Raw genomic sequence first — 12,364 nt, forward strand, 5'->3', positions numbered from 1 at the left:
CTTGCAGAACATCAGTGGAACCGACCCCGGACGTGTTGTCTGATACCCGTGCTTTGCCTTACTGCCCCCGGACAAGGGTCCCAGAAGGCCGGGATGCTCGCGCCCTGGCTTGAGCTACCCGGCGCCCAAAGCCGTATCGATGAGTGGACCGCCGCCAGCGGACTCGACCTCGAGCGGCTGGGAACCACTGCGACCCTTCAGGACATCACCGACACCGCGGTGACCCAGCCACTGGTCGTGGCCTCCGCGCTGCTCGGCGCGGCCGAGCTCCGTCGTCGCGGTCAGATCCCCGCCGACACCATCGTGGCGGGACACTCGATCGGCGAGGTCGCGGCGCTCGCGATCGCCGGGGTCATCTCCGAGTCCGACGCCCTGCGGCTCGCCGCCGTTCGGGGCCATGCCATGTCCCGGGCGTGCGCTGATCGCCCCACCGGGATGATCGCCGTGCTCGGCGGCGTCGAGGCCGACGTGCTGCTCGCGCTCGAGAACGCCGGTCTGACGCCCGCCAACCGCAACGGGGCGGGCCAGATCGTCGCCGCCGGGCCACTGGAGGCGTGCGACGCCCTGGAACAGAACCCGCCCAGCCGTGCGCGGCTGCGTCGACTCGAGGTCGCCGGCGCGTTCCACACCCGGTTCATGGCCTCAGCCGTCGACCGGGTCGGCGAGCTCGCCGCCTCGATCCGGGTGAACGATCCCGAGCTGACCTTGCTGTCGAACGCGGACGGCATGGCCGTCACCTCCGGCCGTGAGGCGCTCGATCGCGTGATCTCGCAGATCACCAGCCCCGTCCGCTGGGACCTGTGCACCCAGACGATGCTCAAGCGCGGCGTCGACACCTTCGTCGAGCTCCCGCCGTCCGGTGCGCTCGTCGGGCTCGCCAAGCGGATGATGCGCGATGTCCCCCGCTACGGGCTCAACACCCCCGAGGATCTCGGGCAGACACTCGACTCGGTTCCCGCGCTCAGCGGCACCTAGACCACACCCATCCACCCGCGATCTCCGGCGCCCGCCGGAGATCGCCTACTGTCGTTCGTCATGCCCGCCGGGCACGGCGTAACCCAACCGAAAGGACACCACATGGCACGCACCGAGGCCGAGATCGTCTCAGGACTGGCGGAGATCGTCGAGGAGGTCACCGGAATCGAGCCCTCCGAGGTGACCCCGGAGAAGTCCTTCGTCGATGATCTCGACATCGATTCGCTCTCCATGGTGGAGATCGCCGTGCAGACCGAGGATCGCTACGGGGTCGAGATCCCCGACGAGGACCTCGCGAAGTTGCGTACCGTGCAGGATGCGGTCGATTACATCAAGAAGATCGACCAGGCCTGATATCCCGCCTCGCATGACCGGCGGGGACGCGATCAAGGGCCGAAAGGTGCGGTCGGTGCACCACGTCGAGCCCGCGTCCCCTCCCGTCACCGCGGGGCACTCCATATCAACGACAACCCGCCAACGCGGGAGACCGGGTACGAGAACCGGATCGGGACGGGGGTCCCGATCCCGGCGCTCACCCACCAGCCAGTCCGGGGGTCCGTTAACGGCGCACTCTCCCTCACCGGGACGTGCGCCAGGGAAAGGACTGCACTCATGACCATCACCAGCACTGTGGACCAGAACACCGAGATCGATCCGCGCGACCCCGTCGTCCGACTCGAGAACCTCTTCGATCCCGCCTCCCTGGAGTTCATCACGGAGCCCGACGCCTCGGGTGCGCTCGCCGCACGCGGGCGCATCGACGGCATCGCCACCGTCGCGTACGCCACTGACGCGACCGTCATGGGCGGCGCCATGGGTCTCGACGGCTGCCGCCATATCGTCAAGGCGATCGACGTCGCCATCGACGAGGAGCTACCCGTCATCGGCGTGTGGCATTCGGGCGGTGCCCGTCTCGCCGAGGGCGTCGAGGCGCTGCACGCCGTCGGCACCGTATTCGAGGCGATGGTCCGCGCATCGGGCCGCGTGCCGCAGATCTCCGTCGTGCTCGGCCCCGCCGCCGGCGGTGCCGCCTACGGCCCCGCGCTGACGGACGTCGTGATCATGGCCCCGGAGGGCAAGGTCTTCGTGACCGGACCCGCCGTGGTCCGCGACGTCACCGGCGAGCAGGTCGACATGGAGGGCCTGGGCGGCCAGGACGTGCACCACCGCAAGTCAGGTGTGTGCCACATCGCCGCGGATGACGAGCGCGACGCCCTACACCGGGCCCGCCGCCTCGTGAACCTGCTGTCGGCGCAGGGCGAATTCGACCAGCGCGCTCTCGAGTCCGACCACACGGATCTCGCCGGGCTGCTTCCCGAGTCGCCCAAGCGCGCCTACGACGTGCGACCGCTGGTCCACGGCATCCTCGACTCCTCCGAGCTCGACGGCAACACGACGTTCGAGGAACTCCAGGCCAAGTGGGCCCCCAGCATCGTGGTGGGCTTCGGCCGGATCGCCGGCCGCTCGGTCGGCGTGATCGCCAACAACCCGCTCCGGCTGGGCGGCTGCCTGAACTCCGAGTCGGCCGAGAAGGCCTCCCGGTTCGTCCGCCTCTGCAACGCCTTCGGCGTCCCCCTCGTCGTGATCGTGGACGTGCCCGGATACCTGCCGGGCGTCTCACAGGAGTGGGAGGGCGTGGTCCGCCGCGGCGCCAAGCTGCTCCACGCGTTCGCCGAGGCCTCTGTCGCCCGGGTCACCCTGGTCACCCGCAAGATCTACGGCGGTGCCTACATCGCGATGAACTCCCGCGCTCTCGGCGCTTCGGCCGTGTTCGCCTGGCCGGACGCCGAGGTGGCCGTGATGGGAGCCAAGGCCGCCGTGGGGATCCTGCACAAGCGCACCCTGGCCGCCGCACCCGAGGAGGAGCGCGAGGAGCTCCACGAGCGTCTGGCGGAGGAGCACGCGGCGATCGCGGGCGGTGTGGGCCGTGCCATGTCGATCGGCGTGGTGGACGAGGTCATCGAGCCCACCGACACCCGTCGTCGTCTCGCCGAGGCACTGGGCTCCGCGTCGCACGCCCGCGGCCAGCACAAGAACATCCCGCTGTGATCTGACCTGCCCTCAGGCCGGTCCCCGGAACACGAGAACGCCCGCTCCCCGATCGTCGGAAGCGGGCGTTCTCGTGGTGGATGCGGGAGCGTACGACGTCAGCCGACGCGCGAGAGCCAGGTGACCTCGGCGGCGGCGGGATGGCCGCGCAGAGGCTCCAGCGCACGATCCCAGGCGGAGCCCAGCTCGGTCTCGACCGCGGCATAGAACGCCGTGGGACCGGCAGCCATGAGGTGCCGGAGCCTGTTCTCTCCGAGCACGACGTCGCCACTCGCGCCCGTCTGCCCGCGCCACATGCCCAACTCGGGCGTGTGCGAGAAGCGTTCGCCGTCGACGAGGTCGCTCGGGTCCTCGGTGACCTCGAAGGCCAACATCGACCACTTTGCCAACGCGTCAGCGAGGCGCGCGCCGGTGCCGACCGGGCCGATCCAGTCCACGATGGCCTTGCGGGCACCGGGCTGGGCCGGCTGGTCTTCCCAGCGCATGGCCGACGACGCGTCGAGAATGCTCGCGAGAGCCCACTCGACGTGAGGACACAACGCGGTGGGCGCGGCATGGATGAACACCACGCCGGTCGTCGTATCCGCGAAATGGTTAAGGTCAGACATCACTTCACTCCCGACTCACTGAGGGACGTCTTCCCCAACGACCTCATGAAATCGTGTGAATGATGTTGCGTGTGTTGTTGTTGTTCACCACAGTGCCCCAAGTGATCGACTTACACCAGTGACACTTCTGGATTCTCAGCAAAGTTACAGCACCGTGATTCCGGTGATCCGACCACGCCGCGGTGTGTCGCGAACTCTCCACGAGAAACCGTGCGACTCTCGCGAGTCGCGTCAGATGCCCCGCGCTTCAGCCCCGGAGCGCGTCCGTCTGACTCGCCCGCGCAGTGGCGGCGTCCACAACGCGATCGGAGAACTCGGGCCACAGCGGCTTGGCCCAGTCCCCGAAGTCCCGGTCGGTGAGCACGACCAGCGCCGTGTCGATCTCCGGCTGGACCCACAGCAGCGTCCCGGACTGACCGAAGTGTCCGAACGTCGCCGGCGAGTTGTGCTGCCCGGTCCAGTGCGGATGCTTGGCTCCGCGCAGCTCGAAGCCCAGCCCCCATTCGCACGGCTTGTGCATTCCGTACCCGGGCACGAGTCCGTCGAGTCCGCGGAACTGCTCACTCACCGCCTCCTCGAAGGTCGCGGCCGCGAGCAGCCGGGGCGCGACGAGCTCACGCGCGAACGCCACGAGATCGGCCAGACTGCCCGACGCGCCGTGCCCGGCCGAGCCCTCGAGGACCGTGGAGGCCATGCCGAGCGGCTGACACACGGCCTCATCCAGGTACTCGGGAAAAGCGATGCCCGTGGCCTCCGCGATGTGGTCGGCGAGCACCTCGAAACCCGCGGAGGAATAGATGCGTCGCTCCCCCGGCGCAGTGCGGACCTTGTCGCGGTCGGCGAAGTCCAGGCCCGAGGCGTGGGCGAGCAGGTGCCGCACGGTCGAGCCCTCCGGTCCGGCCGGATCGTCGAGGGAGATGGCCTCTTCCTCGACCGCGAGGAGCGCCGCGAGGGCCACGATCGGTTTGGTCACCGACGCCAGCCGGTACACGCGGGACCGGTCGCCGTGGGTCGTCACCGCACCGTCGGCGCCGACGACCGCCGCCGAGACGTTGTCCACCGGCCAGTCCTCGACGGTGGCGAGCGCCTTCTCGAGCAGGTCCTGCGACATCGGTTCCTCCGTGGTGCGTGTGTGGTTCGGTCCTGCCCGCCAGTCTGTCAGGTCCGGGGCACGTCCCGACGCCGGAAGCCCACGAGTCCCGCGGTCACGAGCACCGCCGTCACCGCGAGCAGCACCACGACCCCCGCCGTGTCGACTGGGCCGGTGGGCGGGGCGCCCACCGCCCCGAACGGGGAGAACCGCATCTGGGCGTCGGTGAGTCGGAGCGTGGGTCCCATGAAGGTGACGACGACGGCGACGACGAACACCACCCACGCCAGGGTCTGAAGTCGCGGCGCCAGCCCGAACAGCCCCACGGACAGTGCCGCGAACGCCAGCACGGCCGGCAGCTGCCACAGCCCGGCGCCGACGATCGAGCCGAACGTGCCGGGGTCGTCGAGCGCGACCGCGGTGGTCACCGCGAAGGCGAGCGAGCCGGCCGCGACCACCACGGTCGCGCCCACGGCCGCCACCACCGCGTGTCCGGCCAGCCAGGACAGGCGCGTACGCTCGCCGGCCAGTTCCACCTCGAGTCGCGCGGAGGTCTCCTCGCCGCGAAGTCCTCCGAGCGTCTGCAGCACGAACCCGCCCCCGAGGAAACCGGTGAACGCGACGAGCATCCGGACAACCGAGTCCACCACCGCGCCCGAGCCTCCGAGAAAGACGGCGAGATCCGGATTGGTTTCGATCGCCTCGACCACCACGGTCATCAGGCTGCCGTACAGCCCCATCAGTGCCACCACGCCGATCGTCCAGCCGACCAGCGCGCCGAGGTGCTGGTGCACCGCCGTGCCAGTGCGGGACGCGCGCCACAGGCTGGCGTAGTCGGGGCCCGAACCGGTCGGGATCATTCCCTCGCCGATGTCCCTCCGACCGGCGAGCCACACCGCGAGCGCCCCGAGCGCGCCGGCCACCGCGACGGACAGCAGCAGCGGCCCCACGGAGGGGTCGCCGAAGGGCCGGACGAGGGTGTGCCAGCCGAGAGGGGAGGCCCAGCTGAGCGCGGTGCCCCGGGTGTCGCCGATCCCGCGCGTGACCAGCGTGAGCCCGGCGATGGCCAAGCCCACCGCCCAGACGGTCCGACTGTGGGCGAACACCTGGGCCAGGACGGCGGTACCGGCGGCGTAGACCCATCCTGTGGCCGCGATGGAGGCGACGTAGAGCACCGCGCCGGCGCGGTCGATGTCGAGCGCGAAGGTGGCCGCCCACAGTGCCAGACCGAGGAGGAGAAAGTTCCCGACGACGACGACGAGGGCGGCAGTGACCGGGGCGAGTCTGGCCACCCTGGCCGACAGCATCAGCTCGGAGCGTCCGGACTCCTCTTCCCTTCTCGTCACGCCGACGGTGAGGGCGATCGCCATGATCGGGATGCCGAACGAGACGAGCGACGCGAACTCGTTCATGACGATCCCCCCGAGGGTGTCGAGTCCGGCCACGCGGCCGGTGAGCATCACCATCGTGTCGCCGAGCGAGGCGGAGTACGTGGCGAGCTTGGCCGGGGTGTCATACAGCGAGGCGATCGACACGCCGGTGGCCAGGAACAGGACGGCCAGCCCGATCACCCACGCGGCTGCGGGCCGCCAGCCCGTGCGCAGCGCGATCCGGGCGAGCAGACCCGTACCGGTCAGCGGCGAGATCACGCCCGCGTCCCCGAATAGGCGTCCAGGAAGAGGTCGTCGAGGCTCGGTGGGGTCGCGGTGAGGGTGTGGATCCCGGCGTCGTGCAGAACCCCTGTCACCTCTCCGAGCAGAGCGGCCGGCACGTGGCAGCGGGCCTCGAACCGGCCGTCGACCTCTGTGACCCGCAACCCGTCCACGCCACCGTCCACGCCGTCGCCGATCCTGTCGAGCCCGTCGGGCCGCGTGTCGGTGATCGCGTGCACCTCGGTGGTGGTGTGCCGTCGGAGTTCCGCGAGTGTCCCCGAGCTGACCGTGCGGCCGTTGCGGATGATGCTGACGCGGTCGGCGAGGGCCTCGACCTCACCCATGATGTGGCTCGACAGCAAGACTGTGGTGCCGCGGTCGACCGCGTCCCGCACGCACTCCTGGAACACCTGCTCCATGAGCGGATCCAGCCCGGAGGTCGGCTCGTCCAGGACGAGGAGCTCCGGATCAGAGGCGAGCGCGGCGATCAGGGAGACCTTCTGCCGGTTACCCTTGGAGTAATCGCGGGTGCGCTTGGTCGGGTCCAGTCGGAACCGCTCGATCAGCCCGTCGCGACGCCCCGGCTCGAGGCCGCCCAGCGCCCTGCCGAGCAGGTCGATGCTCTGCCCTCCGGTCAGCCGCGGCCAGAGCGTGACGTCGCCCGGGACGTAGGCCAGGCGGCGGTGGAGGTCGACCGCGTCGCGCCACGGGTCCCCGCCGAACAGGGCGACTTGTCCGGAGTCCGCACGCATGAGCCCGAGCACGATCCGGATGGTGGTGGACTTCCCCGACCCGTTGGGACTGAGGAATCCGTGGACCTCGCCGCGGCTCACATCCAGGTCGAGCCCGTCGAGCGCACGAGCCTTGCCGAACGACTTGACCAGGCCCTCGATCCGGATGACGTCGTCGGTTCCTGGACGCATGACCAGCCCCTTCGTCGGTTACCGTCGTCCGGCCGTTGGATACCCACCACAGGCGGACGGTTACACGCCACAATATGGCAATGAACTCTCCGATGTCCGGCCACCGGGCCTTCGTTCCGACGCTCGCAGACCGGCTCGTGAAGGCGGCCATGACAACGGCGGGGCGCCTCCCGGGTGGGCTGATCCGGGCGATCGCGGGTTCGCCGCGTCAGGTCGACGGCCAGACCCTGGATCCGCATTTCCAGGCCGGCCTCCGGGTGATCTCCCTGATGGCCGGGGGCGAGTACGAGGATCTCGCACTCGAGGAGGCGCGGGAGACGGTCGAACGCTCGGCGTTCACCGCTTCCGGCGACCGGATCGACCTCGTCGTCGTCAAGGACATCATCCTCCCGCTCGCCGGTGACGATCCCGCACGCGCCGACCTGCCCGCCCGCCTCTACGCGCCCGTGGACACCGACGAGCCGCAGCCGATGCTGATCTACTTCCACGGTGGCGGCTGGACGCTCGGGAGCGTCGACTCGCACGACGCCACGTGCCGCTACCTCGCCCGGGAGGGCGGACTGAAGGTCCTCAGCGTGGACTACCGGCTCGCTCCCGAGTTCCAGTTCCCGACGGCTGTAGAGGACACGCTCGCGGCGTTCCGGTACGTCCGCGACAACGCCGCGGAGCTCGGTGTGGACGCCACCCGCATCGCGGTGGGCGGTGACAGCGCCGGCGGCAACCTCGCGGCGGTCGTGTGTCAGCAGACCCGCGACGCCGGCGAGACGATGCCCGCCTTCCAGTTGTTGTTCGTCCCCGCCACCGACATGTCCACCCGGACCGCGTCGTACGAGACGTTCCGTGAGGGCTTTTACCTGACGAAGGCGACCATGGACTGGTACGAGAAGACCTACATCCGGTCCGAGGACGACCGCACCGACCCTCGTGCCTCCCCGCTGCTGGCGAAGGACTTCTCGGGGCTGCCCCCGGCGCACGTGGCCACCGGCGGTTTCGATCCGTTGCGCGATGAGGGCGAGGCGTATGCCCGCAGGATGTCCGACGCCGGCGTCGCGGTGTCGCTGCGGCGGCACGCCTCGCTGGTGCACCCGTTCGTCAACGGCGTGGGCGCCAGCCCGGTCGCCCGTGAAGCACTGGCCCAGGCGGTCGGCGCGCTGCGAATGGGGCTGGCCTACTGAACGAGGCGACGCCCGCTCGACGTCCGCCGGCGGTGCCCTGAGGTGGGGCCAGCGGGGCTCGAACCCGCGACCAGCGGATTATGAGTCCGCGGCTCTAACCAACTGAGCTATAGCCCCCGATACGCGCGGCGAGGATCTGCCCGACGCGCGCCGGGCAATCCTAGCAAGCCGCTACCGCGCCTCCTCCGGCCACCAGACCTGCCGTACCGCGGAGAGTCCGTCCTCGACCACGGACTGCGGGGTGTCCCAGGACATGACCGCGCGTCGGGTCGCCTCATAGTCGGCGAACCCGGGATCGCCACTGGTGACGAAGCCGACCCACGACTGGTGCATGGCCGTCACCAGCGCGCCCGGGGCCGGGGCGCCCAGATAGCGTTCGACGTTCTCCGCCTCGGGCGAACCCCAGAAGAACGGCAGGTCCGCGCAGTGCCGCGGACCGTTGCCGTCCGCCCAGCAGAAGTCGTACACCCACGTGGGATCGCCGGCCGCGAGTCGTGTCTCGGCGGCGCGGGCGACCGTGGAGTGGATGGCGGCCGCATCGATCACCGCGCCGACGCTGCGCCGCAGCGACCGCCCGTTGGACTGGCGGGCCAGCGCCCGCAGCCCCGCCCTCGGGATCTGCTGGGACAGCGCGATAAGGGCGGCGCCCGGCACCAACGCGGGCCCGGGCAGCCTGTCGGCGATCGCCTCGAACTCGGTGGCGGTGGAGCCGATCATCAACGGCACCTCGCTCGCCCGCCCTCCGGCGACCGCCTCCAACGGCGGGACCGGCAACAGTTCGCCGCCGACCACCGGCCGGAACGGCAGCGTGAACTGATTCTCCTTGCGCATCCGGCGATGGAACTCATCGACCGCTCCCCTGCCTCCGGCTGCCAACGACGCCGCGGTGACCCCTTCGGGTGCAGCCGTGGACGGTGCCCGGAGGACCGCCGGTGACGCCGCGATAGCACGCTGGAACAGTCCGGCTGCAGCCGGGGATCCGAGCAGACACAACACCGCACCCCCGCCGGCGGACTGCCCGGCGACAGTGACGAGGTGGGGATCCCCGCCAAACGCGGAGATCTCGCTCCGGACCCACTCGAGGGCGGCGATCCAGTCGAGCATGCCCCGGTTGTCCGGCGCATCGGGGAACGAGGTGAACCCCTCGACTCCGAGGCGATATCCGACCGACACCACGACGACGCCGTGGCGCGCGAATGCCGCCCCGTCGAACCACGGCTGGTTCGAGGAACCCGACTCCCAGCCGCCGCCGTGGATCCACACCATCACCGGATGGCCCGCCCCCTCGGCGGGGGTCCAGACGTCGACGTGCAGCACGTCCGTGCCTGCGACTATCGGTTCAGGGATCGCCGGATCCGGGTCGAACCGCAGCCGCTGTGCGGTCGCGGCCGGCCGGGTCGCATCGCGCGTGTCCTGCCACGCCGAACGCGGAACCGGCGCGGCGAATCGCCGTTCGCCGACGGGGTCCTCCGCGTAGGGGATACCGAGGAAGCGGGAGACCCCGTCCCGCACGGTCCCTCGTACGCGACCGGTGGACAGCGAGATGTCGACATCTGTCATGGTCACAGCGTAGCCAGCGACCGGGCCGTCCCCCGTGCCTGAACCTGCGGCCCGCGGGCCACGTGCGCGCCGTTACAGGTCGTCGGCGCGCAGCTGCTCGGGGGTCTTGGGCGAGAGCAGGCCCGGGGCGATGTCGAACACGGTGACCGCGCCCACCTGGCCACCTCGGTGGAGCCGGTACACCGCCCGCGAGTAGGCCACCAGGACGCTGGCGGTGAACTCCGGGTTGCTGCCGAGGGTGAGCCGGTACTCGACGCCCTGGGGGTTGCCCTGCCCTGTCACCCCGGAGCGGAGGACGAACCCGCCGTGCGGCATGGCGCCGTGGTCGCGGGCGAGCTCGTCGGCGGTGATGAAGGTGACCGACGTGTCGTAGTCAGCGAAGTAGTTCGGCATCGTCACGATCGCCTCGCGGACCGCGGCGGCGTCCGCGCCGTCCTCGAGCACCACGAAGCACTCGCGAACGTGCTTGTCACGGGTGGCGAGCTCCGGACGCTCACCGGCCCGGACCGAGGCGATCGCGGTCTCGCTGGGCAGGGTGTACTGCACACCGCCGACGACCCCCGGTACGCGCCGGACGGCGTCCGAGTGGCCCTGACTCAGGCCGCGGCCCCAGAACGTGTACGTGTCGCCCTCGGGCAACAGGGCCTCGCCGAGGATGCGGTTGATCGAGAGCATCCCGGGATCCCACCCGGCGGAGATCAACGCCGTGGTCCCGGCCGCGCGGGCGGACGCGTCCACCGCGGCGAAATGCTCGGGGATCCGGGCGTGCGTGTCGAAGCTGTCCACGATGTTGAACCGCGCCGCCAGCTCGGGTGACTGCACCGGCAGATCGTCCTTGGATCCTCCGCACAGGATGAGCACATCGATCTGCGCGGCTTCGGTCGCCAGCGCGTCGTACGCGAACACGGGGGTCTCCGGGCTCAGCGTCGCCACGTCCTCCGGCGCACGGCGCGTGAACACACCCACGAGCGTCATGTCGGGATTCTGTGCGAGCGCGGACTCCACACCGCGGCCGAGGTTGCCGTAGCCGGCGATGCCGATCCGAATCTGCGTGGTCATGCGCTGTCCATCCTCCGTCGTTCGAGCCGATACTCAGCGTAGCGAACGCAAAGTGCGAGGCCGCCGCCGGTCAGAGGCATGATCTTCGCCCGCGAACCGGCATTCACCGCGGTCCTCCACGGGCGGGTGCTAACACCGATAGGTTCTCTGTCATCGGGCCGCGGAGCCGACGGCGGTCCTCCACGCAAGAAGGAGCCGACATGGATCCCACGACACCCTCCGACGATCGCGATCGACTCCGGGAACAGTCCGGGTACAGCCCACGTCGCCGGGGTCACCACATCGGACGCCGGCAGCCCGCGGCATCGCGCTCGGCCTCGCCGCCGCCCTCGCGCTCACCGCCTGCGCCGACGACGCAGATCAGAACGGTGCGCACGCCCCGACGGTCCAGCCCGCGGAGACGGTCACCGTGACCGAGTCCGCCGAAGCCGGCTCCGAATCGAGCGCCGCATCCACGTCGACCAGCGAGCCGGCGCCGGAGCCCACGCCTACCGAGTGCTCCCCGTCCTCGGTCCCGGTCGCCACCGACGCGGCCGGCATCGCGCCGCCGCTGCCAGGGGCGTCGTGGAGCGTCTGGCAGACCGATAACCTCTGCGGCCCTCTCGGCTACGCGGAGCTGGCGACGACCGGCGGAACCGGCTCCTCCCCGACTCAACTGCTCCTCTACAACGAGGGTGAGTTCCTCGGCACGGGGATCCGGTGCAACGCCCTGGGCCAGGTGACCGGGTCGACGGAGGACTCGGTATCGGTGCAGTACCGCTGGCCCGTGGGCAACGACAGCAACGCGAACATGAGTGGACGGGCTGATGTGATGTTCCGGTGGAACGGATCATCTGTGGACATGATCGGAAGTCTGCCGCTGGAGAAATTTGGCGCCGGCTGCTGACCGCGGGGGTGCGCAGACATGTCCGGAAATGCGAAAAACCCGCTGATCAACAGCGGGTTTTCTGCAGCTCCCCCAATTGGACTCGAACCAATAACCCTTCGTTACAACGTCATTCGTGGTCGAGGTTCCCATTCTGTACTTTTCTACACGTTTACCAGCGCGAACACTCCCTCGGTCATTCGGTGGCATTGCGCCGGATTGTGGCGGATACGGCCCAAAAGGGCGGATAAACGCCCGATCCGGCAGATTGGAACCGGCCACCTCGCGCGCGGCGTTTCGACAAAGCACAACACCCCCCACACCGCGATGGTGTGAGGGGTGCTGCCGTGCCAGCAGCGAGAGGGACACGGCATCCCGTCGCGCCCGAGAAGTACGACGAGGGGTTCT

At 69.9% G+C, this 12,364-nt stretch carries 11 protein-coding genes and 1 tRNA gene; 5 read left to right on the top strand and 7 right to left on the bottom strand.

Annotated features, from left to right (window positions below; genetic code table 11):
• Window positions 1–48: 48 nt before the first annotated feature.
• The 3 genes from K3888_RS06945 to K3888_RS06955 all read left to right on the top strand — a co-directional run bounded on the left by K3888_RS06945 (window position 49) and on the right by K3888_RS06955 (window position 3,024).
• Window positions 49–975, top strand: a complete 927-nt coding sequence (locus tag K3888_RS06945) for an ACP S-malonyltransferase (protein ID WP_230929523.1) — start codon at window positions 49–51, stop codon at window positions 973–975.
• Window positions 976–1,077: 102 nt separating this feature from the next.
• Window positions 1,078–1,329, top strand: coding sequence for a meromycolate extension acyl carrier protein AcpM (gene acpM / locus K3888_RS06950; RefSeq protein WP_230929524.1), 252 nt, complete (start codon window positions 1,078–1,080; stop codon window positions 1,327–1,329).
• 258 nt (window positions 1,330–1,587) lie between these two features.
• Complete coding sequence (locus tag K3888_RS06955) at window positions 1,588–3,024, top strand: acyl-CoA carboxylase subunit beta (RefSeq protein ID WP_230929525.1); 1,437 nt, start codon at window positions 1,588–1,590, stop codon at window positions 3,022–3,024.
• A 98-nt stretch (window positions 3,025–3,122) separates the two neighbouring features.
• Here the strand turns inward: K3888_RS06955 and K3888_RS06960 are convergent, their stop codons facing one another.
• From K3888_RS06960 to K3888_RS06975, 4 genes are all read right to left on the bottom strand, one after another.
• Window positions 3,123–3,632, bottom strand: a complete 510-nt coding sequence (locus K3888_RS06960; RefSeq protein WP_230929526.1) for a DUF3145 domain-containing protein — start codon at window positions 3,630–3,632, stop codon at window positions 3,123–3,125.
• A 247-nt stretch (window positions 3,633–3,879) separates the two neighbouring features.
• Complete coding sequence (locus tag K3888_RS06965; protein WP_230929527.1) at window positions 3,880–4,743, bottom strand: serine hydrolase domain-containing protein; 864 nt, start codon at window positions 4,741–4,743, stop codon at window positions 3,880–3,882.
• A gap of 47 nt (window positions 4,744–4,790) precedes the next feature.
• Window positions 4,791–6,371: an ABC transporter permease gene (locus tag K3888_RS06970; protein WP_230929528.1), complete on the bottom strand. Its 1,581-nt coding sequence runs from the start codon at window positions 6,369–6,371 to the stop codon at window positions 4,791–4,793.
• On the bottom strand, window positions 6,368–7,297 hold the full coding sequence (locus K3888_RS06975) for an ABC transporter ATP-binding protein (RefSeq protein WP_230929529.1): 930 nt from the start codon (window positions 7,295–7,297) through the stop codon (window positions 6,368–6,370). The genes K3888_RS06970 and K3888_RS06975 overlap by 4 nt, the downstream gene beginning before the upstream one ends.
• An 80-nt stretch (window positions 7,298–7,377) precedes the next feature.
• Here K3888_RS06975 and K3888_RS06980 point away from each other — a divergent pair, with 80 nt between their 5' ends.
• On the top strand, window positions 7,378–8,472 hold the full coding sequence (locus K3888_RS06980; RefSeq protein ID WP_230929530.1) for an alpha/beta hydrolase: 1,095 nt from the start codon (window positions 7,378–7,380) through the stop codon (window positions 8,470–8,472).
• Window positions 8,473–8,515: 43 nt separating this feature from the next.
• On the opposite strand, the gene K3888_RS06985 is transcribed toward K3888_RS06980, so the two are convergent.
• The 3 genes from K3888_RS06985 to K3888_RS06995 form a co-directional block, all read right to left on the bottom strand.
• A tRNA-Ile gene (locus K3888_RS06985) sits at window positions 8,516–8,589 on the bottom strand.
• A gap of 54 nt (window positions 8,590–8,643) precedes the next feature.
• Entirely contained in the window at window positions 8,644–10,032 is a 1,389-nt protein-coding gene (locus tag K3888_RS06990) for a carboxylesterase/lipase family protein (protein ID WP_230929531.1), read from the bottom strand.
• Window positions 10,033–10,104: 72 nt separating this feature from the next.
• A complete protein-coding gene (locus K3888_RS06995) occupies window positions 10,105–11,091 on the bottom strand; it encodes a diaminopimelate dehydrogenase (RefSeq protein ID WP_230929532.1) in 987 nt (328 codons plus the stop codon).
• 409 nt (window positions 11,092–11,500) lie between these two features.
• On the opposite strand from K3888_RS06995, the gene K3888_RS07000 reads away from it, so the two are divergent.
• On the top strand, window positions 11,501–11,977 hold the full coding sequence (locus K3888_RS07000) for an LppP/LprE family lipoprotein (protein WP_230929533.1): 477 nt from the start codon (window positions 11,501–11,503) through the stop codon (window positions 11,975–11,977).
• Window positions 11,978–12,364: the final 387 nt, after the last annotated feature.

The sequence above is a fragment of the Dietzia aurantiaca genome (genome assembly GCF_021033825.1).
GTDB classification, from domain to species: domain Bacteria; phylum Actinomycetota; class Actinomycetes; order Mycobacteriales; family Mycobacteriaceae; genus Dietzia; species Dietzia aurantiaca.